17 protein-coding genes and 1 pseudogene are annotated in these 21,440 nt (G+C 67.0%); 16 read left to right on the top strand and 2 right to left on the bottom strand.

Annotation, left to right across the window (positions count from 1 at the left end; genetic code table 11):
* Window position 1 precedes the first annotated feature (1 nt).
* The 9 genes and pseudogenes from OU994_RS25325 to OU994_RS25290 all read left to right on the top strand — a co-directional run bounded on the left by OU994_RS25325 (window position 2) and on the right by OU994_RS25290 (window position 8,939).
* Complete coding sequence (locus OU994_RS25325; protein ID WP_281611716.1) at window positions 2–2,380, top strand: MMPL family transporter; 2,379 nt, start codon at window positions 2–4, stop codon at window positions 2,378–2,380.
* Window positions 2,355–3,602, top strand: coding sequence for an NAD(P)/FAD-dependent oxidoreductase (locus OU994_RS25320; protein WP_281608181.1), 1,248 nt, complete (start codon window positions 2,355–2,357; stop codon window positions 3,600–3,602). Before OU994_RS25325 ends, OU994_RS25320 begins: the two co-directional genes overlap by 26 nt.
* Window positions 3,587–4,165, top strand: a complete 579-nt coding sequence (locus OU994_RS25315; protein ID WP_373922487.1) for a DUF3261 domain-containing protein — start codon at window positions 3,587–3,589, stop codon at window positions 4,163–4,165. The genes OU994_RS25320 and OU994_RS25315 overlap by 16 nt, the downstream gene beginning before the upstream one ends.
* Before the next feature lie 32 nt (window positions 4,166–4,197).
* Window positions 4,198–5,370, top strand: a pseudogene (locus OU994_RS25310) (beta-ketoacyl-ACP synthase); the annotation flags it as partial.
* Window positions 5,359–5,850, top strand: coding sequence for a 3-hydroxylacyl-ACP dehydratase (locus OU994_RS31795; protein ID WP_373922630.1), 492 nt, complete (start codon window positions 5,359–5,361; stop codon window positions 5,848–5,850). The pseudogene OU994_RS25310 and the gene OU994_RS31795, both read left to right, overlap by 12 nt.
* A complete protein-coding gene (locus tag OU994_RS25305; protein WP_281608180.1) occupies window positions 5,847–6,632 on the top strand; it encodes a 3-ketoacyl-ACP reductase FabG2 in 786 nt (261 codons plus the stop codon). The genes OU994_RS31795 and OU994_RS25305 overlap by 4 nt, the downstream gene beginning before the upstream one ends.
* Window positions 6,629–7,855 carry a beta-ketoacyl-ACP synthase gene (locus OU994_RS25300; RefSeq protein ID WP_281608179.1) on the top strand — a complete coding sequence of 409 codons (1,227 nt, stop codon included), beginning with the start codon at window positions 6,629–6,631 and terminating at the stop codon, window positions 7,853–7,855. Before OU994_RS25305 ends, OU994_RS25300 begins: the two co-directional genes overlap by 4 nt.
* A 40-nt stretch (window positions 7,856–7,895) precedes the next feature.
* Window positions 7,896–8,342: an excinuclease ATPase subunit gene (locus OU994_RS25295; RefSeq protein ID WP_131144531.1), complete on the top strand. Its 447-nt coding sequence runs from the start codon at window positions 7,896–7,898 to the stop codon at window positions 8,340–8,342.
* Window positions 8,343–8,939 (top strand): 4'-phosphopantetheinyl transferase superfamily protein, encoded by a 597-nt coding sequence (locus OU994_RS25290; RefSeq protein ID WP_281608178.1) that lies wholly within the window; start codon window positions 8,343–8,345, stop codon window positions 8,937–8,939.
* A gap of 218 nt (window positions 8,940–9,157) precedes the next feature.
* Here the strand turns inward: OU994_RS25290 and OU994_RS25285 are convergent, their stop codons facing one another.
* Window positions 9,158–10,090 (bottom strand): polysaccharide deacetylase family protein, encoded by a 933-nt coding sequence (locus tag OU994_RS25285; RefSeq protein ID WP_281608177.1) that lies wholly within the window; start codon window positions 10,088–10,090, stop codon window positions 9,158–9,160.
* Window positions 10,091–10,171: 81 nt separating this feature from the next.
* Here OU994_RS25285 and OU994_RS25280 point away from each other — a divergent pair, with 81 nt between their 5' ends.
* Window positions 10,172–10,903 (top strand): class I SAM-dependent methyltransferase, encoded by a 732-nt coding sequence (locus OU994_RS25280; protein WP_229420719.1) that lies wholly within the window; start codon window positions 10,172–10,174, stop codon window positions 10,901–10,903.
* Window positions 10,904–10,955: 52 nt separating this feature from the next.
* Here OU994_RS25280 and OU994_RS25275 read toward each other — a convergent pair whose 3' ends face one another.
* Window positions 10,956–11,603 (bottom strand): energy transducer TonB, encoded by a 648-nt coding sequence (locus OU994_RS25275; protein WP_281608176.1) that lies wholly within the window; start codon window positions 11,601–11,603, stop codon window positions 10,956–10,958.
* 152 nt (window positions 11,604–11,755) lie between these two features.
* Between OU994_RS25275 and OU994_RS25270 the strand changes: the two genes are divergently transcribed.
* The 6 genes from OU994_RS25270 (at window position 11,756) to OU994_RS25245 (ending at window position 21,437) form a co-directional block, all read left to right on the top strand.
* The gene (locus OU994_RS25270; RefSeq protein WP_281608175.1) at window positions 11,756–12,409 is read left to right on the top strand and encodes a response regulator transcription factor; all 654 of its coding nucleotides are present in this window, start codon (window positions 11,756–11,758) and stop codon (window positions 12,407–12,409) included.
* Window positions 12,409–13,719, top strand: coding sequence for an ATP-binding protein (locus tag OU994_RS25265; RefSeq protein ID WP_281608174.1), 1,311 nt, complete (start codon window positions 12,409–12,411; stop codon window positions 13,717–13,719). Before OU994_RS25270 ends, OU994_RS25265 begins: the two co-directional genes overlap by 1 nt.
* Window positions 13,720–13,809: 90 nt before the next feature.
* On the top strand, window positions 13,810–15,723 hold the full coding sequence (locus tag OU994_RS25260) for an MFS transporter (RefSeq protein WP_281608173.1): 1,914 nt from the start codon (window positions 13,810–13,812) through the stop codon (window positions 15,721–15,723).
* 129 nt (window positions 15,724–15,852) lie between these two features.
* Window positions 15,853–16,626: a hypothetical protein gene (locus tag OU994_RS25255; protein ID WP_281608172.1), complete on the top strand. Its 774-nt coding sequence runs from the start codon at window positions 15,853–15,855 to the stop codon at window positions 16,624–16,626.
* A 458-nt stretch (window positions 16,627–17,084) separates the two neighbouring features.
* Window positions 17,085–18,281, top strand: a complete 1,197-nt coding sequence (locus OU994_RS25250; RefSeq protein WP_281608171.1) for an efflux RND transporter periplasmic adaptor subunit — start codon at window positions 17,085–17,087, stop codon at window positions 18,279–18,281.
* A 15-nt stretch (window positions 18,282–18,296) separates the two neighbouring features.
* Window positions 18,297–21,437 (top strand): efflux RND transporter permease subunit, encoded by a 3,141-nt coding sequence (locus tag OU994_RS25245; RefSeq protein ID WP_281608170.1) that lies wholly within the window; start codon window positions 18,297–18,299, stop codon window positions 21,435–21,437.
* Window positions 21,438–21,440: the final 3 nt, after the last annotated feature.

Raw genomic sequence — 21,440 nt, 5'->3', positions numbered from 1 at the left:
GATGGCCAGGGGACGCACGCTCGCGCTGGTGTGGCTGGTGGCCGTGGCCCTGCTGCTGGGCCATAACGGCTACCTGTGGCTGGTCAAGCGCATCGTGCCGGACACCGACATCATGGCGCTGCTGCCGGTGCAGGAACGCGACCCGATCCTGCAGCGCTCGTTCGCGCACATGGTCGACGCGGCCCAGCAGCGGGTGATCGTGCTGGTCGGCGCCGCCGAATGGGACGGTGCCAAGCGCGCCGCCGATGCGTATGCCGCCGTGCTGGCGAAGCATCCCGACCTGTTCGAAGCGGCCAGCGCCGGCGCGAACGTGCAGGCCGAATGGCTGTCGCTGTTCCAGCGGCACCGGCTGGTGCTGATGTCGCCGGCGCAGCAGGAACAACTGCAGAAGGAAGGCACCGCGTTCTGGACCCAGCAGGCGCTGGCCAAGCTGTATGCGCCGTTCGGCGGCCCGAAGCTGGGCGCCTGGCAGGACGATCCCTTCGGCCTGTTCTCCGGCTGGGTGCAGGAACGGGCGCAGGAAACGCCGGTGCGTCCGCGCGATGGCCACCTGTTCGTCAGCGGCGGGGGCGCCGAGTACGTGCTGCTGCCGCTGACCCTGAAAGTGCCGGCCCTGTCGATGACCGCGCAGGACCGCGTGCTGCCGCTGCTGGAGCAGGCCGTCGCCGCGGCGCGCCAGGCCACGCCGCGGGCGCAGGTGATCCAGGCCGGCGTGATCCTGCATGCCGCCAATGCCAGTGCCCAGGCCAGCCGCGAGATGCACACCATCGGCGCGGGTTCGGTGGCCGGCATCGTGCTGCTGATGTGGCTGAGCTTCCGCACCCTGAAGCCGATCGTGCTGATCCTGCTGTCGATCGGCGTCGGCGTGCTGGGCGCGCTATCAGTGTGCTGGCTGCTGTTCGGCCAGATCCACCTGATGACGCTCGTGTTCGGGGCCAGCCTGGTCGGCGTGGCGCAGGACTACGGTATCTACTTCCTGTGCAACCGGTTGTCGGCCGGTGAATCGCTGGATTCGCGCGCGCTGCTGAAGAAATTGCTGCCGGGCCTGGCGCTGACGCTGCTGGCCGCCGTCATCGGCTACATGGGCCTGGCCCTGACGCCGTTCCCGGGCCTGCGGCAGATGGCCGTGTTTTCCGCGCTGGGCCTGGTGTTCGCGTGGCTGACGGTGGTGTTCTGGTTCCCCCAGCTGATCGGGCCGCGCAGCCTGAAGAGCGGCGCCCTGGTGCATGCCTATGGCGCGGCACTGGCGCGCTGGCCGCTGCTGCGCGCCAATGCCGGTACGTGGATCGCCGTGGCGTTGTTCGGCGTGGCGGCCGCCTTCGGCATCGCGAAACTGGGCGCCAACGACGATATCCGCCTGCTGCAGAATCCGCCTAAGCACCTGGTCGATGACCAGATCAAGCTGGGCAAGCTGCTCGACGCGGCCACGCCCGTGCAGTTCTTCCTGGTGCGCGGCGAGTCGCCTGAAACGGTCCTGCAGCGCGAAGAAGCGCTGAAGCTGCGGCTCGACCGGCTGATCGCCGCCGGCCAGCTGTCGGGCTACCAGGCCATCTCGAACTGGGTACCGTCGGCCCGCACGCAGGCCGAACGCCGCGCGCTGGTGGACCTGAAGCTGCTGGGACCGGAAGGGCCGCTGGCCGCGGTCGCGCGGCAGGCCGGCGAGGATGCCGGCTGGGTAAAAGCCACCGCCGACGCATTGCGCGCGGCCGGCACGCCGCTCGATGTCGATGCCTTCATGAAGGCGCCGGCCAGCGAGCCGTGGCGCCACCTGTGGCTCGGCAAGGAAGAGGGCGAATATGCCAGCATCGTCGCGCTGCGCGGCCTGTCGATGGCCAGCGTGCCGCGCGTGCGCCCGCTGGCCGACGGCCTGGCCGGCGTGCAGTGGGTCGACAAGGTGGAAGAGATCTCGTCCGTGCTGGGGCGCTATCGCGTCAACATGGGCTTCGTCGTGCTGGGCGCGTACTGCGTGGTGTTCGTGCTGCTGCTGCCGCGCTACCGGGGCAAGGCATGGCGCGTGATCGCGCCGACCGCGCTGGCCAGCGTGGCCACGCTGGCCATCCTCGGCTATGCCGGCCAGAACCTGCAGCTGTTCCACGTGCTGGCGCTGATGCTGCTGCTGGGCGTGGGCGTCGACTACGGCATCTTCATGCAGGAACACCCGGACAGGAAAGACACCACGCCATGGCTGGCCGTGGGTCTCGCCGCCGCCAACACGCTGCTGGCGTTCGGCCTGCTCGGCCTGTCGAACACCCCGGCGCTGCAGGCGTTCGGACTGACGATGTTGCTGGGTACCCTGCTGGTATGGCTGGCGGTTCCCTGTTTCGGTGTAGTGACCTTCAACAAAGAGAAAGAAAATGCAGAAGCAATTGGAATCAGCTGACATCCTGATCGTCGGAGCCGGCCCCGCCGGATCAGTGGCCGCGGCGCTGCTGCGCAAGCAGGGCCGCCAGGTGCTCGTCATCGAGCGCGAACAGTTCCCCCGTTTTTCGATCGGCGAGAGCCTGCTGCCGCAGAGCATGCAGTACCTGGAAGAAGCGGGCATGCTGCGCGCTGTCGTCGAGGCGGGCTTCCAGTACAAGAACGGTGCCGCCTTCATGAAGGACGGCGTGTACACGGACTTCGATTTCCGCGACAAGCATTCGGAAGGCTGGGGCACCACGTACCAGGTGCAGCGCGCCGACTTCGATCACCTGCTGGCAAAGGAAGCCGCGAAGCAGGGCGCCGAGATCCGCTTCCGCCATGAAGTGCTGGACATCGAACTGGGCCAGCCGGGCGGCCGCTCGCTCGTCACGGTGAAGGATCCCGACGGCATGCAGTACCAGGTCGATGCCGGCTTCATCCTCGATGCCAGCGGTTTCGGCCGCATCCTGCCGCGGCTCCTGAAGCTGGAAACGCCATCGAACTTCCCGGTGCGTGGCGCGATCTTCACGCACGTCAAGGATGGCATCGGCCCGGATGCCGGCTTCGACCGCAACAAGATCCGCGTCACGGTGCACCCGAAGCACACCAATGTATGGTTCTGGACCATCCCGTTCGCCGGCGGCCGCTGTTCGCTGGGCGTGGTGGCGGAAACCTCGTACCTGGAGCAGTACCAGGGCTCGCCGACCGAACGGCTGCAGATGATCGTGGCCGAGGAGCCGTCGCTGGCCGGCCTGCTGAAGGATGCCGCATGGGATACCCCGGCGCGCCAGATCACCGGCTATTCCGCGAACGTCGACAAGCTGTGGGGCGAGGGCTATGCATTGCTGGGCAATGCCGGCGAATTCCTCGACCCGGTGTTCTCGTCCGGCGTGACGATCGCGGTGCGCTCGGCCAGCCTGGCCGCCGCCGCGCTGAAGCGGCAGTTCGCCGGCGAAACGGTGGACTGGCAGGCCGACTACGGCGCGCCGCTGCGCAAGGGTGTCGATACTTTCCGCGCGTTCGTCGAATCGTGGTACGAGGGCGGCTTCCAGGCCATCATCTTCCATGAACGCCAGCAGCCGGAAATCCGCCGCATGATCTCGGCGATCCTGGCCGGCTACGCGTGGGACCAGTCGAACCCGTACGTGAAGGAAACCGCGCGCCGGCTGGCGGCGCTGGAGGCCGCGTGCAAACTGGGCTGAAGGCGCGCCTGAGGGCGTGGTCGAACCGGCGGCTGGTTCCGGCGCTGGTGCTGGCCGCCGCGCTGGCCGGCTGTGCGTCGTCGCCACCGGTGCCGGCCCGGCTCGGGCTGAAGCTGCACCCGGCCGCGCTGGGCCAGTCGATCAGCGTGCAGCAGCACCTGAAGGTGGAACGCGCCGGCCGCATCGACGACATGGACGTGGCGCTGCAGGTCGAGCCGGAAGCGATCGACATGGTCGGCCTGGCGTTCGGCCAGCGCGTGCTGACCGTGCACTACGACGGCAAGGAAGTGAAGGAATGGCGGCACGTGATGCTGCCGCGCCAGGTGCGCGCGGACGACGTGCTGGAAGACATGCAGCTGACCCTGTGGCCCGTGGAAGCGGTGGCGCGGGCGCTGCCGCCCGGCTGGCGCATCGCCGAGGATGGATTGCGCCGGACGCTGTACCTGAACGACGAGCCCATCATGCGCATCGCCTACAGCGGCAGCCCGCGCTGGAGCGGCACGGTGGTGCTGGACAACCTGCGGTATAAATACCGGCTGACGATCCAGTTCGCCGCCGAGTAAAGAGTTTTGATATCGAGTTGTCAATGAGTGCAATGAACGTCTACCTGAACGAGTGCGGCATCGTGTGCGCGCTGGGCACCGGCCTCGCAGAGGTGCGGGCGAACCTGTTCGCCGGCACGCCCGGCACGCTGCCCGCCACCGAATGCTCGCCGGGCCGCGAGCTGCCGCTGGGCCAGGTGCGCGCGGCGCTGCCGCCGGTCGCGCACCTGCCGCCGGCGCAGCGCAGCCGCAACAACGCACTGGCGCTGGCCGCGCTGGCGCAGATCCGGCCGGCCGTGGACGCGGCCGTGGCGCGCTTCGGCGCCGATCGCGTGGGCGTCATCATCGGCACCAGCACGTCCGGCATCGCCGAAACGGAAAAGGCGCTGATGCACCGCGCCGCGCATGGCGAGCTGGCGCCCGGCTTCCATTACGGGCAGCAGGAAATGGGCTCGCCGGCGGCACTGCTGGCCGACGAGCTGGGCATCGCCGGGCCGGCATACGCGCATTCGAGCGCCTGCTCGTCCAGCGCCAAGGCGATGGCCAGCGCCGCGCGGCTGATCCGCATGGGCCTGTGCGACGCGGTGCTGACGGGCGGCGTCGATTCGCTGTGCACCTTCACGGTGGCCGGCTTTTCCGCGCTGGAATCGGTCAGCGCGGCGCGCTGCAACCCGATGAGCGCCAACCGCGACGGCATCAATATCGGCGAAGGCGCCGCGCTGTTCCTGCTGACGCGCGAGCCGGCGGCGGTGACGCTGGCCGGGTGGGGCGAATCGTCCGACGGGCATCACATGTCGGCGCCCGATCCGGCCGGCGGCGGCGCGCGCATCGCCATGCTCGACGCGCTGCGGCGCGCCGGCCTGCAACCGGCCGACATCGACTACATCAACATGCACGGCACCGCCACGCCGCAGAACGATGCGATGGAATCGAAGGTGATCGCCGGGCTGTTCGGCTGCGAAGTGCCGGCCAGTTCGACCAAGCCGTTCACCGGCCACACGCTGGGCGCGGCGGCGGCGATCGAGGCGGCGCTGTGCTGGCTGGCGCTGCAGCCGGACAACGACCGCGGCGCGCTGCCACCGCACCTGTGGGATGGCGTGCCGGATGCGGCGCTGCCGGCCCTGAACCTGGTGCCGGTGGGCGCCACGCTGGGCCGGCCAGTGCGCCATGTGATGAGCAATTCCTTCGCGTTCGGCGGTTCGAACGCGGTACTGGTGCTGGGGCGCGCGGCGCCGCCGGCGCAGGATGCGGCGACCCTTCCACCGGTCGCCGACATCCTTCCGCATTCCGGCCAGATGGTGCTGCTCGACCGTGTCGTCAGCGTCGGCGAAGACGACCTGTGCGCCGAGGTGGTGATCCGGCCGGACAGCATGTTCTGCGACGGCACGGCCGTCGGCGCCTGGGTCGGCATCGAGTACATGGCGCAGGCCATCGCGGCGCATGCCGGCTGGCTGGCGCGGCGCCGCGGCGACGCCGTCAAGGTGGGCTTCCTGCTGGGGTCGCGCAAGTATGAGGCGGGCGTTCCCGCGTTCGACGTGGGCAGCGTGCTGCACGTGCACGCGCACCGCGCGCTGCAGGGCGACAACGGCCTGGGCGCGTTCGAATGCAGGATCGACGCAGGGGGGAATACCGTGGCCACGGCTACCGTGACGGTATTCCAGCCCGACAATGTCAATGAGTTTCTTTCAGGTGGAACAGCGGTATGAGTACGGATCAACTTAACAATGCGCCCATGGGCAAGCCCGCGGCCACGCCGCCCAGTGTGCTGGTGACGGGTTCGTCGCGCGGCATCGGCAAGGCGATCGCGCTGCGCCTGGCGCGCGACGGTTACGACGTGGTGCTGCATTGCCGCAGCGGGCGCGACGAAGCCGAGGCGGTGGCCGCGCAGATCGCCGCCATGAACCCGGGTTCGCAAAACCCGGCGCGTGTGCTGCAGTTCGACGTGAGCGACCGCGCCGCCACCGCCGCTGCGCTGGAGGCGGACATCGCCGAACATGGCTGCTACTACGGCGTGGTCGCCAACGCCGGCATCGCGCGCGACAACGCCTTCCCGGCGATGTCCGGCGAAGACTGGGATCTCGTGCTGCGCACGAACCTGGATGGCTTCTACAACGTGCTGAACCCGCTGGTGATGCCGCTGGTGCAGCGCCGCAAGCCGGGCCGCATCGTCACCCTGGCTTCCGTGTCAGGCCTGGTCGGCAACCGCGGGCAAGTCAACTACAGCGCCGCCAAGGCCGGCATCATCGGCGCCACCAAGGCGCTGGCGCTGGAACTGGCGAAGCGCGCGATCACGGTGAACTGCGTGGCGCCCGGCCTGATCGATACCGACATGACGAGCGATGTGCCCATGGAGGAAGCCTTGAAGATGATCCCGGCGCGCCGTGTCGGCAGGCCGGAAGAGGTGGCCGCCGCCGTCAGCTTCCTGATGAGCGAGGATGCCGGCTACATCACCCGGCAAGTTATTTCCGTCAACGGTGGCCTGGCATGAGCCGCCGCGTCGTCGTCACCGGCATGGCCGGCATCAGCCCGATCGGCAACGACTGGGCCAGCGTGCGCCAGCGGCTGGGCGAGTACCGCAACGCCATCGTGCGGATGGAACAGTGGGCCAGCTATGAAGGCCTGAACACGAACCTGGGCGCGCCGGCCGCGCCGTTCGAGCTCACCGCGCGCTACAACCGCAAGACCACGCGCAGCATGGGCCGCGTGGCGCTGATGGCCACGCGCGCCAGCGAACTGGCGCTGCTCGACGCCGGCCTGCTCGACCATCCGCTGCTGACCTCGGGCCGGATGGGCGTGTCCTTCGGTTCCTCGGCCGGTACGCCCAGCGCCATCGGCGACTTCGGCCGCATGATGGAAGACCGCACCACGAAAGGCATCAACGCCACCACCTACATCAAGATGATGGCGCACACCGCGCCGGTCAACATCGGCGTGTTCTTCGGCATGACCGGGCGGGTGTACACCACGTCGTCGGCCTGCACCTCCGGCAGCCAGGGCATCGGCTACGCGTATGAAGCGATCAAGAGCGGCGCGCAGACAGCCATGCTGGCCGGCGGCGCCGAGGAACTCGACGCCACCGAGGCGGCCGTGTTCGACACGCTGTTCGCCACCAGCACGCGCAACGATGCGCCGCACACGTCGCCCCGGCCGTTCGATGCGCAGCGCGACGGCCTGGTGATCGGCGAAGGCGCCGGCGCGCTGGTGCTGGAGGAACGCGAGCATGCGCTGGCGCGCGGCGCCACGATCCACGCCGAGCTGGTGGGCTTCGGCACCAACAGCGACGGCGTGCACGTGACGCAGCCCAACGCGGCAACGATGAAGACGGCGATGCTGCTGGCGCTCGAGGAAGCCGGGCTGGAACCGTCCGCGATCGGCTACATCAACGCGCACGGCACCGGCACCGCCCAGGGCGACGTGGCCGAATCGCAGGCCACGCAACAGGTGTTCGGCGGCGGCGTGCCGATCAGTTCACTGAAAAGCTACATGGGCCACACGCTGGGCGCCTGCGGTGCGCTGGAAGCCTGGATCAGCATCGAGATGATGCGCGAAGGCTGGTTCGCGCCGACCATCAACCTCGATGGCGTCGATCCGCAATGCGCGGCACTCGACTACATCGTCGGCGAGGGCCGCGCGCTGCGGTGCGATTACGTAATGTCGAACAATTTCGCGTTCGGCGGCATCAATACGTCGCTGATCTTCAAGCGCCCCTGAAAACAATTCAAAGTTCACTCACCACAACAAAGGAAGAAAAATGAAAAAAGCAATGTTGACGATGGTCCTGGCGGCAAGCGCCGTCGCTGCCTCCCTGCCGGCCACCGCGGCCGATCGCGCGATGATGGTGCCGATCGAGAACGCGTTGAACAGCAACGATGCGAAGGGCCGCCTGGGCGACACGGTGAAGTTCTACTTCGGCGACCAGAAGACCCCGAAAGTGGCCTCGAAGATCACGTCCGACAGCACCAGCCAGAAGACCAACAGCGTGGGCAAGTCGCCCGAGGAAGCCTGCCACTGGGCCTTCCTGTCGGCGATGCTGGCACTGAAGAAGAAGGCCGACTCGGTGGGCGCCGATGCGGTGGTGAACATCGTCAGCAACTACAAGCACAAGGAAATGTCGAGCCAGACGGAATTCGAATGCCATGACGGCAATATCGTCAGCGGCGTGGCGCTGAAGGGCGATTTCGTCAAGCTGGCCAAGTAAGTGACGGCAGCCGCGCACGTGTGGCTGGCCCGTTGCGACGGGCTGGACGAAGCGCGGCTGCACGAATACGGGCGCTGGCTGGGCGCTGGCGAGCGGGAACGCGGCTTCGTGCGCGAAGCGCGCCGCCGCCAGTTCATCGCCGCGCGGGCGCTGCTGCGGATCGCCATCGGCACGCTGCTCGATGTGCCACCGGACACGGTGGAACTGGGCGGCGCGCCTGGGCGGGCACCGTGGCTGGTCGCGCCGGCGGTGCCGCTGCCGGGACTGTCGGTGTCGCACAGCGGGCCCTGGGTCGGCTGTGCGGTCAGCTTCGCTACGGCGCTGGGGCTGGATATTGAAATGAAGGATGCCGCGCGCGATGTCGCTGCGCTGGCCGAACAGGCGTTCGACGCGGCCACTTGCGCGCGGCTTGCCGCGCTGCCCGATGGCGCGCGGGTCGATGCGTTCTATGAGGCGTGGAGTACGCAGGAAGCGCGCATCAAGCTAAGCGTGGAAGCGGGCGGCACGCATGCGTTGCCGCACGATGAATTGTCGGTGGTGGTGTGCAGCGCCGTGCCGCTGGCGGATGTGCCCCGGTTGCAAATCGTGGACTTGTGAGGTCGCTGGTGTCTGACACGTATGCCGCTTGGTTAAGCAAACCCCAAGTGCAAAGTCCGGGGTCAGACCCGGCGGGTCTGACCCCCGCCCTTCGCTGTTGGGGTGAATGCATGCGCTCTCAATGTGTCGGGTAACACTTAACTTAACGGCAGCAGTGTCTGACACCGTTCTCTGGGAACCGCCCAGAAAATAGTGTCAGACACCAGGGCGGTAGGAGGCTACTGCCACAGCCAGTTCCACAAGCCCGGCAGCCGCGGATGTTCGGCGGCGCTGTTCACGGTACTGGCCAGCGCGGCCCGCTCCAGCGCATCGTGGGCGTCGTAGAACGGCTTGGCGGCGACGGGCATGTCGAGTTCGCGCGCCACGTCGACGAGGATGCGCAGGTAGACCTCGAGGTTGCGCGCCGTGTAGGTATTCACGTCGTGGAAGGTGACGATGACCGGCGTGTGGCCATCGACCACCTGCATGGTGCCGGCGGCCCAGCGCGCGCGGGTGTCGGCCAGCATCCTGAGCATGTTGGAACGCTTGTGCCAGCTGAAGTTGACGCCCCAGATCTTGCCGTCGTTGGCGTTCAGGTCCGTCAGCAGCATGCGCAGGCCATGGCGGTGGTAGCCCTCCAGCGTGGCGGCGTCGTAGGCCCAGAACGGCGGGCGTACCAGGCGCGGCGCGTTGCCGGTGAGCTCGCGCAGGTCGTCCACGCCGCGGCGCAGCGACTCGTCGAGTTCCGGCGCGGCCATGAAGCGGTGGTTCGCGTGCAGCGCGGTGGCCGAATGCAGCGCCACGACATGGCCGGCGGCGTGCTCGCGCCGGATCAGCGCGCGGCCGGTCTCGGTGCCGCCGCCGTGCCAGTGGCGGGTTTGCGTGAAGAACACGGCCTTTATGCCGTCCTGGACGGCGTTATGGTCCAGGGTGTCGAGCACCCGCGCGGTGGAGTTGTCGCCGCGCGAACCGCTCGGACCGTCGTCGAAGCTGAGCAGGAAACGGATAGGTGCCGGCGCGGCCAGCGCCGACGGAATGGGAGCCGGCGCAGAAGATGTAAAAACCGGCGCCGATGGGATAGGTGCCGGCGCGGCCGGCGCAGGCTCCTCGCCCGCATGTGCCAGGTGCGCGGCGGCGGCAAGGATGAAACAGAAGAGTGGTCGGATCGGCACGTTGGTGGCTTCACATAAAAACGGGCTGCATTATAGATTGGTCAGCGCGGGCCCGCCCGCATCAAATTTGAGGAAAATTGTATGGATGTTCAGCCACCGAAAATGCAGCCGGCTCCGTTGCCCACCGACCCGCACGTGCCGGAAACGGAGTTCGGCAAGTGGTTCCTGCGCACCGAGACGTGGACCGTGCACGTGCTGGAGCGCGCGCTGGAGGACCTCGGCCGCCTGATGCCGGCCGGCCGCACGCGCTTCGACGTGGTGGCCGACGTGGGCTGCGGCTATGGCCGCTCGCTGCCGAAGCTGCACGCGCGCTTCGCGCCGAAGCGGCTGATCGGCATGGACATCGACCCCGAGATGATCGAGGCGTCCGGCATGGAGGTGGCGGTACATGGCATCCCGGCCGAATTCATCTGCTGTTCCAGCTCGAACATCGCCATGCCCGATGCGTCGGTGGACCTGCTGTTCTGCCACCAGACCTTCCACCACCTGATCGACCAGGAACGGGCGATCGCGGAATTCTTCCGCGTGCTCAAGCCGGGCGGCGTGCTGCTGTTCGCGGAATCGACGCGCCGCTACATCCATTCATGGATCATCCGGCTGCTGTTCCGCCACCCGATGGACGTGCAGAAGACCGCGCCGGAATACCTGGCGATGGTGCGCGGCGCCGGCTTCGACGTGCCGGACAGCGCCGTGTCGTACCCGTTCCTGTGGTGGAGCCGCGAGGACCTGGGCTTGCTGGAGCGCGTGTTCCGCATCAAGCCGCGCGCCGTGCGCGAGGAAACGCTGATCAACCTGGTGGCGCGCAAGCCGTGATCGCGCAAGCCGTGATTCATGCCGGCCGCGCCACCGCGCGGCCGGCATCCCTTCAGTCTTCCAGGCTCCACACGTAGTCCATCCGCGTCCAGGACTGCTGGGGCACCCCATCCACCGTGCCGGGCTGGAAGCGGCACAGCGACAGCCCCGCCTGGGCGGCGCGATCCAGGTCGCGCACGCCGCTCGATTTCTCCACCCTCGATTCGGCCACCCGGCCATCCGTACCGACCAGCAGCGCCAGCGTGACGGTGCCGGTGTCGCCGTTGCGCAGCGCGCTGCGCGGATACTCGGGCCGCGCGCAGGCTTTCGCATCGACCACCGCCGCCACCCGCACGGGCGCCCTGGGTGCGGGCTCCGCCGGCTGCTGCGCCGCCGTGCCCGTCGACGCGGTGGCCGGCGGCGCCGGTTCGCTGGCCGGACGCGTCGCCATCGGCACCTGGTCCGTGGGCTGGAACACATCGTTCGGCAACTCCGGCACGGCGATCGTGGTGGTCGGCGGCTGCACCAGATCGGGCATCGGCACGGGCGGCGGGGGCGGCGGTGGCGGCGTCTGGTCCACCGGAATCAGGTCGACGACGCCGGGCGGCGTACGGCCGACCAGCACCGTGGAATTCTGCAGGGCGACAAACCCGGCAAGCACGTGCAGCAGCACGACGACGGCGATACCGGTGGGGTTCCTGCGTTGACTGACGAAGTTCATGCCATTCTCCTTGCCATGGTTGGTAGAGGTTTTTGCTACGTGTTGGAAGTATACTATTCCATGTAATGGCAAAAATGGAAGGGGTTAACGAGTAATCGTGTGGAATGTTATGCTTCTGCCTGTGAGCAGATACGATTGCGTGGAGGTGGAAAGTGAAGAAGGCAGGGGAAGCGCGCATCCGGGTGATGCTGGCGGATGACCACCCGATCGTGATGACCGGTTTCGCGATGTCGCTGGCGGGGCCGGACATCGACGTGGTGGCGCAGGCGAAAAGTCCCGACGAGGTGCTCGAGCAGCATGCGGCGCTGCGGCCGGACGTGCTGGTGCTGGACATCCGCTTCGGCGAAGCGTTGACGGGACTGGACGTGGCGCGATCCATCCTCGAGCGCGAGCCGGAAGCACGCATCGTGTTCCTGACGCAATTCGACCAGGACAGCCTGATCAAGGAGTGCTACCGGATCGGCGCGCGCGCCTTCATCACCAAGGATTGCGACCCCGAGGAGCTGGCGGCGGCGGTGCGCCGCGCGCATGCGGGCGCGCTGTACTTCATGCCCCGCATCGCCGAGCGGCTCGCCAGCCTGTCGGTACAGGGCGACATGTCGCCGCAATCGGTGCTCGACGAGCGTGCGCTGGAAATCTTCACGCTGATGGCGGAAGGCCTGACCAATGCGGAAATCGCCGACCGGCTGTCGGTATCGTCGAAGACGATCAGCAACGCCAGCCAGGCGATCAAGGACAAGCTGGGCGTGCACCGCGCCGCCGACATCACGCGCCTGGCCGTGCGCTACGGCCTGCTGCAAGCCTGATGCTGGCCTTCCTGCGCCGGCACTGGCGCCTTTGCTGGAACCTGCGCACGCGGCTGCTGGCGATCACGCTGGCGCCGCTGGTGGCGCTGTGCCTGTCGCTGCTGTGGTTCAGCTACCAGTCGCGCCAGGACGAAGTGCGCGCCGAACTGGCCGAGCGGGGCACGCTGCTGGCGCGGGTGCTGGCCGACAGCAGCGAGTACGCGGTGATCTCGGGCCAGTACAATGAACTGCGGCGCAGCGTGCGCGGCGTGCTGCAAACGGACCCCGCGATCCGCGAAGTCGCCCTGTTCGATGCGCGGCGCCGCGAACTGGTGCGGCTACGCGGCCGCGCCACGGGGGCGCCGGAAGGCCGCTACTACGAGGCGGCCGTCCTGAAGCGGCTGGTGTGGCTGAACATGCGGGCACCGGATGGCCGCGTGGTATTCGGCGCCGCGAACGGTACACAACGGCCAGCTTTTGAAACGGTCGGCTACGTGCAGGTGCGGATGACGCCGGATGCGATGCTGGCCCGCCAGGCGGCGCGCTTCCGCCTCGAACTGCTGGCCGCCGCGCTCGGCTTGGTGCTGTGCGGCGCGCTGGCCTGGCGCCTGTCGGAAGGTTTCGATACGTCGCTGCAGGCTTCCATGCAGGCGCTGCGCGACGCGGATGCCGAGAAGCGCCGGCTGCTGCGGCGGCTGAACACGGCGGTGGAACATGAGCGCCAGAGCATCGCGCTGGAAATCCATGACGAACTGAATGCCTCGCTGATCGCCGTGCGCCTGGAATCGCAGCGCATTGCGTCGCTCGCGGGGCAGGCCGCACCGGCGGAGGTGGCGCAGGAAATCGCGCGCCGCGCCACCTCCGTGACGCAGCTGGCGCTGGGGCTGTACAACAATGGCAGGGCGCTCGTGCGGCGGCTGCGGCCCGAAGTGCTCGACATGCTGGGCCTGCGCGGAGCCGTCGAGGAAATGGTGCGCCAGGTCGGCGACAGCCAGCCGGACTGCCGTTTCGATTGCCGCATCGAAGGCGACATGGCGGGCGTGGAGCCGGAGCTGGCGATTTCCGCCTACCGCATCATCCAGGAAGCGCTGTCGAACATCGTCAAGCATGCGGGGGCGCGCCATGCAAGTGTCGCGCTGGCGCGGCATGGCGACGCGCTGGACATCGAAGTGTGCGACGATGGCGTGGGCCTGCCGGGGGTGCGCACCGACGGCATCGGCATCGCCGGCATGCGCGAGCGCGTGCACGCGGTGAGCGGCAGCTTCTCGATCGGCAGCGGCGGCGAAGACGGCGGCGGCACGTGCATTGCGATCCGCCTGCCACTCGGCTAGCCAGGCCTGGGCGCCGGCGCGAGCGCCGGTGTGTTGTTGTCCACGGCGATGTGCGGTATGTTGTCGGTTCGATCGATTCCCTGCCTGCCCATGAGCCAGACAACTCCCGCTGCCACGCAGCACACCAGCCAGTTCGCGCTGCTCGGCCAACGCCGCTTCGCGCCATTTTTCTGGACCCAGTTCCTCGGCGCCTTCAACGACAACCTGTTCAAGACGGCACTGATCGTCGTGCTCACGTTCGACGCCGCCAGCTGGACGACCCTGTCGCCATCGATGGTGACGAACCTGATCCCCGGCCTGTTCATCCTGCCCTATGTGCTGTTCTCGGCCACTTCCGGCCAGATCGCCGAGAAGTTCGAGAAGTCGCGGCTGGTGCGCTTCGTCAAGTGGGCCGAGATCGCCATCATGGGCGTCGCCGCGCTGGGATGGATGACGCACAGCCTGTGGCTGCTGGTGCTGGCGGTGTTCGCGATGGGCACGCACTCCACGCTGTTCGGCCCCGTCAAGTATTCGTACATGCCGCAACAGCTGAAACCCGAGGAACTCACCGGCGGCAACGGCATGGTGGAGATGGGCACCTTCGTCGGCATCCTGCTCGGGCAGGTGTTCGGCGATGTGCTGGTGATGCATGCCGGCCTGGGCATCCCGGTGGTGGCCGCCGGCACCGTCGGCTTCGCGGTCCTGGGCCTGCTGGCCAGCTACCGGATTCCCGTCACGCCGGCACCGGCGCCGGACCTGCGCATCAACTGGAACCCGTTCGCGGAAACCGTGCGCAACCTGAAGTACTCGGCCGGCAACCGCACCGTTTTCCTGTCGATGCTGGGCAACTCGTGGTTCTGGTTCTACGGCGCGATGGTGCTGGCGCAGTTCCCGGTGTACGCGATGACGTACCTGAAGGGCGATCACAGCGTGTTCGTGCTGCTGCTCACGGTGTTCTCGCTGGGGATCGGTGCCGGCTCGCTGCTGTGCGAGAAGCTTTCCGGGCGCAAGGTGGAAATCGGCCTGGTGCCGTTCGGCTCGATCGGGCTGTCGCTGTTCGGCATCGACCTGTATTTCGCCAGCCAGGGCTATGCCGCGCCCGCGGCGTCGGTCGATGCGATGGCCATGCTGGCGCAGCCGGGCAGCTGGCGCATCGTGTTCGATGTGGTGATGATCGGCGTGTTCGGCGGCTTCTTCATCGTGCCGCTGTTCGCGCTGATCCAGCTGCGCTGCGATCCGAAGCACCTGTCGCGCACGATCGCCGGCATGAACATCCTGAACGCGCTGTTCATGGTGGCCGCGGCCGGCGTGGCGATCCTGCTGCTGGGGCAGGGCCTGACGATCCCGGAACTGTTCCTGGCCACCGCCATCATGAACGGCATCGTGGCCGTCTATATCTTCTCGCTGGTGCCGGAATTCCTGATGCGCTTCCTGGCCTGGCTGCTGATCCACACGGTGCACAAGGTGAAGGTGATCGAGCCTGGCCGCATTCCGGAGGAGGGCGCCGCGGTACTGGTCTGCAACCATGTCAGCTACGTCGACGCCGTCGTGATCATGGCGGCCAGCCCGCGGCCGATCCGCTTCGTGATGGACCACCGCATCTTCAAGACCCCGATCCTGGGCTGGATCTTCCGCACCGGGAAGGCGATCCCCATCGCGCCCGCCAAGGAAGACCCGTGGCTGCTGGAGAAATCCTACGTGGACATCGCCCGCGCGCTGCACGAGGGGGAACTGGTGTGCATCTTCCCCGAAGGGCGCCTGACGACGACCGGCGAGATCAACGAATTCAAGGGTGGCATCGCCAAGATCATCGAGCGCTCGCAGGTGCCGGTGATCCCGATGGCGCTGCGCGGGCTGTGGGGCCACCTGCTGTCGCGCAGCCAGGACAACGTGTTCGAGCGCGCCTTCCGCAAGGGCCTGCGTTCGCGCCTCGCGCTGGCGGTGGGTGTGCCGGTGGAACCGCATGCGGCCACGCCGGAGCGGCTGCAGGAGGAAGTGCTGGCGCTGCGCGGCGACTGGAAGTAATGAATCAGGAAGGGATCAGGCAGGGGCGCCGGGGGCGCCCGTACAACTCGTTACAAATAGATCACACGAGTTGCTTATTCCTTTCTAAAATGTTGCCTCCGTTCCCCTGCACAGAAAAGAGATCACGCAATGACCCGTACCTGGAAAGCCGCTTTGTCGGTAGCGACCCTGGCCCTGCTGGCCGCCTGCGGCGGTGACGACGACGATCCCGCGGGCACGTCCACAGGCGGCACCACGCCCACCGCCCGCGCGGTGCTGGTGACGCAGGACTTCAAGGTGGAAACCGGCGGCTGGACCGGCGAATCGAGCGACTACACCACCGAGACCGCGCCGGCCAATGTCGTCTTCGAGCTGCGCGACATCAGCCAGTACGGCGCCACCTACAAGGACACCAAGGCTTACTTCATCAGCGGCACCAACCGCAGCGACGACCTGCTGCTGTACGTGAAGAAGCAGATCACCGGCCTGGCGGTGAATACCGAGTACACGTTCACGGTCCCGTCGATGAACCTGCTCAGTAACGCGCACTCCGGCTGCATGGGTGTCGGCGGCGCGCCGGGCGAATCGGTTTGGGTGATCGCGGCGGCTTCGCCGACCGAACCGAAACCGGTGACCACCAACGGCGACACCCGCCTGAACATCGACCACGGCAATCAGGCCGCGCCGGGCGCCGCCTCGATGATGCTGGGGAACATCGCCAACGGCCTGCCTTGCGACGGCAAGCAGACCTACGCATCGAAACTGGTCACCAACAACACCGGCATCCGGGTGAAGACCGATGGCGAGGGCAAGGTCTGGGTGCTGCTCGGCATCGACTCCGGCTTCGAAGCGACCACCGGCATCTACCTGCAGAACGTCACGATGACGTTCGTGCCCTACGTGCCGCCGACCACGACGACCTGATCCGGCCGTCTCTCCGCAAAAAGCCTCCCCGCCACCGGCTGGGAGGCTTTTTTGTTTTTACTGCTGAGCTGGTCTCAAAACAACACCGGGCAACACCGGGGACAGTCCCCGATTTTTGGCAACATTCTCAGCCGAGGCGTTCGGCGGTATTAGCGCATCTTCGGCCACATTCGCCGAAGATGCCGGGAAGCATCAACTGTTGAGCTGGTTGCAAAACAACACGGGGGACTGTCCCCGATTTCTTCTTCGGCCACATTCGCCGAAGATGCCGGGAAGCATCAACTGTTGAGCTGGTTGCAAAACAACACGGGGGACTGTCCCCGATTTCTGGCAACGCTTGTTAGCGCTCCCTTTGACTCATGACTCTAAAGTCAGTTAATGCGTAGGATTCTAATTTGTATTAGAATGATCGTTCATTCTACCGAGCACCCCCCTCAAAATCAGAAGGTTCAGTCTTTATGAACAACTCGCTCTCCCGCCCGCCGCTGCGTTCGGCCGGCATCCTTTTCCTCGCATGCGCGGCGGCGCTGACCGCCGGCTGCGACTCCGACAAGCAGCAACAGGCCGGCGCGCCGGGCGGCAAGATGCCGCCGCCGCAGGTGTCCGTCTACACCGTCAAGGCCGAAGCGCTGCCGGTCATCACTGAACTGCCGGGCCGCACGTCCGCCTACCAGATCGCCGAAGTCCGCCCGCAGGTGGCCGGCATCGTGCAGAAGCGCCTGTTCACCGAAGGCACCGACGTGAAGGCCGGCACCCAGCTGTACCAGATCGATCCGGCCGCCTATCAAGCCACGTTCAGCGCCGCCAAGGCCGCGCTGGCACGCGCCGAGGCGAACCTGCTGACGGCCGGCCCGAAAGTGAAGCGCTACAAGGAGCTGGTGGAGATCGAAGGCGTGAGCCGCCAGGACTACGATGACGCGGTGGCCGCCGAGGCGCAGGCACGCGCCGACGTGGAATCGGCGAAGGCGCAGTTGCAGACGGCCCGCATCAATGTCGAATACACCAGGGTGCATGCGCCGATCTCGGGCCGCATCGGCCGTTCGAACGTGACCCCGGGCGCGCTGGTGACGGCCGGCCAGGAAACCGCGCTGACCACCGTGCAGCAGCTGGACCCGATCTATGTCGACGTCACGCAATCGTCCGAAGACCTGCTGCGCCTGAAGAAATCGCTGGAAGGCGGCGGCGTGAAGAAGGCCGAGGGCAAGGTCACGCTGAAGCTGGCCGACGGTTCCACCTATGCGCAGGCAGGCAAGCTGCAATTCGCCGACGTGGCGGTCGATCCGGGTACCGGCAACGTCACGCTGCGTGCGCTGTTCCCGAATCCGAAGCATGACCTGCTGCCCGGCATGTTCGTGCGCGCCATCGTCGAGAACGGCGTGAACGAGCAGGCCATCGCGGTGCCGCAGCAGGGCGTGACGCGCAACCAGAAAGGCGAAGCCACCACGCTGGTGCTGAACCAGCAGGGCATCGTCGAGCAGCGCGTGATCGCCACCACCGGCACGCTGGGCGACAAGTGGCTGGTGAAATCCGGCCTGGCCGCCGGCGACCGCGTGATCGTCGAAGGCATCCAGAAGGTGAAGCCGGGCGCGCCCGCCGTCGTGGCACCGGCCGCGGCAAACACCGCCGCCGCCAAGCCGGCCGCCGCGGCCCACTAAGCAGGAGTCCATTTCATGGCAAGATTTTTCATCGATCGCCCCATCTTCGCGTGGGTGATCGCCATCGTCATCATGCTCGCGGGCGGCCTCGCGATCTGGAGCCTGCCGATCGCGCAGTATCCGAGCATCGCGCCGCCTTCGATTTCCATTTCCGGTTCGTACCCGGGCGCCTCCGCGAAGACCGTGGAAGACGCGGTCACCCAGGTCATCGAACAGAAGATGAAGGGTATCGACGGCCTGCGCTACATGAGCTCCTCGTCCGATTCGACCGGCGGCATCGGTATCACGCTGACGTTCAAGAGCGGTACCAACCCGGACATCGCGCAGGTGCAGGTGCAGAACAAGCTGCAGCTGGCCACGCCGCTGCTGCCCACCGCCGTCACGCAGCAGGGCCTGGTGGTATCGAAAGCCACCAAGAACTTCCTGCTGGTGCTGGGCTTCGTGTCCGAAGACAACAGCATGAACCAGGCCGACCTGGGCGACTACGTGGCGGCCAATGTGCTCGACCCGCTGTCGCGCGTGGAGGGCGTGGGCGACGTCACGCTGTTCGGTTCCCAGTATGCGATGCGCATCTGGCTCGACCCGACCAAGCTGACCAGCTATCAACTGACGCCGGCCGACGTGATCACCGCCGTGCAGGCGCAGAATGCCGAGGTTTCCGCCGGTGAGCTGGGCGGCGCGCCCGCCGTGCCGGGCCAGCAGCTGAACGCCACCGTGACGGCGCAGAGCCGCCTGCAGACGGCCGAGCAGTTCGGCGCGATCCTGCTCAAGACGCAGGAAAACGGCGCCACCGTGCACCTGCGCGACGTGGCGAAGATGGAACTGGGCCGCGAGAACTACGCCACCGTGGCGCGCTTCAACGGCAAGCCGGCCACCGGTATCGCCCTGAAGCTGGCCACCGGCGCCAACGCGCTGGACACCGCCGAAGCCGTGAAGGCCAAGGTCGAGGAAATGAGCAAGCTGTTCCCGAAAGGCATGAAGGCCGTCGTGGCGTTCGATACCACGCCGTTCGTCGAGCTGTCGATCGAGGAAGTGGTCAAGACGCTGATCGAGGCGATCGTGCTGGTGTTCCTCGTGATGTACCTGTTCCTGCAGAATTTCCGCGCCACGCTGATCCCGACGATGGCGGTGCCGGTGGTGCTGCTGGGTACCTTCGCCGTGCTGTCCGCGCTGGGCTACTCGATCAACACGCTGACCATGTTCGCGATGGTGCTCGCCATCGGCCTGCTGGTCGACGACGCGATCGTGGTGGTGGAAAACGTCGAACGCGTGATGACGGAAGAAGGCCTGTCGCCGAAGGAAGCGACCAAGAAGTCGATGGGCCAGATCTCCGGCGCGCTGGTCGGTATCGCCATGGTGCTGTCCGCCGTGTTCGTGCCGATGGCGTTCTTCGGCGGCTCCACCGGCGTGATCTACCGCCAGTTCTCGATCACGATCGTGTCGGCCATGGTGCTGTCCGTGCTGGTGGCGATGATCTTCACGCCGGCGCTGTGCGCCACGTTCCTCAAGCCGGTCGAGAAGGGCCATCACCTGACCAACCGCGGCTTCTTCGGCTGGTTCAACCGCACGTTCGAGAAGAGTACCGATAAATACCAGGGCGTGGTGGCCGGCATGATCCGCCGCCGCGCGCCGTCGATGATCATCTACGCCGTGCTGCTGGCCGTGCTGGCCGTGGTGTTCATGCGCCTGCCAACCTCGTTCCTGCCGGAAGAGGACCAGGGCGTGCTGTTCACGCAGATCCAGCTGCCGACCGGCGCCACGCAGGAACGCACGCTGAAAACGATCGAGAAGGTCGAAAACTACTTCATGAACCAGGAAAAGGCCAATGTCGCTTCCGTGTTCGCGGTGGCCGGCTTCTCGTTCGGCGGCAATGGCCAGAACACCGGTATCGCGTTCGTGCGGATGAAGGACTGGTCCGAGCGTTCGGGCGATGAAAACAAGGTCAGCGCGATTGCCGGCCGCGCCATGGGCGCGCTGATGCAGCTGCGCGATTCGATGGTGTTCTCGTTCGCGCCGCCCGCGGTGATCGAACTGGGTAACGCTTCCGGCTTCGACCTGCAGCTGCAGGACGTGGGCGGCGTGGGCCACACCGCGCTGATGGCGGCGCGTAACCAGCTGCTCGGCATGGCCGCGCAGAACAAGGCACTGGTGGGCGTGCGCCCGAACGGCCAGGAAGATACGCCGCAGTACAAGGTGACGATCGACCAGCAGAAGGCGACGGCGCTGGGCCTGGCCGTGGCGGACGTGAACCGCGTGCTGTCGGTCGGCTGGGGCTCGTCGTACGTGAACGACTTCATCGACCGCGGCCGCGTGAAGAAGGTGTTCATGCAGGGCCAGGCGGATTCGCGCATGGTGCCGGAAGACCTGGGCAAGTGGTTCGTGCGGAACAACGCCGGCGAGATGGTGCCGTTCTCGGCCTTCGCCACCGGCGAGTGGATCTACGCATCGCCGCGCCTGGAACGCTACAACGGCCTGTCGTCCGTGAACATCCAGGGCAGCCCGGCGCCGGGCGTGAGCTCCGGCGCGGCCATGGCCGAAGTGGAAAAGATGATCGCGCAACTGCCGCCGGGCATCGGCTACGAGTGGACCGGCCTGTCGGTGGAAGAACGCGAATCCGGTTCGCAGACGCCGCTGCTGTACACGATCTCGATCCTCATCGTGTTCCTGTGCCTGGCCGCGCTGTATGAAAGCTGGTCGGTGCCGTTCTCGGTGCTGCTGGTGATCCCGCTGGGCATCATCGGTACCGTGATCGCCACGTGGGGCTTCCACCTGGCGAACGACGTGTACTTCCAGGTGGGCCTGCTGACCGTGGTCGGCCTGGCGGCGAAGAACGCGATCCTGATCGTGGAATTCGCCAAGGAACTGCAGGAAGGCGGCATGGACGTGCGCGAGGCCACGCTGGAAGCGGTGAAGCTGCGCCTGCGCCCGATCCTGATGACGTCGATCGCCTTCGGCCTGGGCGTGCTGCCGCTGGCCCTGGCGAGCGGCGCCGGCTCCGGCAGCCAGAACGCGATCGGCGTGGGCGTGCTGGGCGGGATGCTGTCGGCCACGTTCCTCGGCATCTTCTTCGTGCCGGTGTTCTTCGTGATGGTGCGCAGCATGTTCGCGTCGAAAGCGGCGAAGAACGCGCAGCCCGCCGCCGGCACCACTGTTTAAGGA

It is taken from the genome of Pseudoduganella sp. SL102, assembly GCF_027856995.1.
GTDB classification, from domain to species: domain Bacteria; phylum Pseudomonadota; class Gammaproteobacteria; order Burkholderiales; family Burkholderiaceae_D; genus Rugamonas; species Rugamonas albidiflava.
The sequence above is the reverse complement of the archived record's forward strand: the minus strand, read 5'-3'. Positions and strand labels throughout refer to the sequence as shown.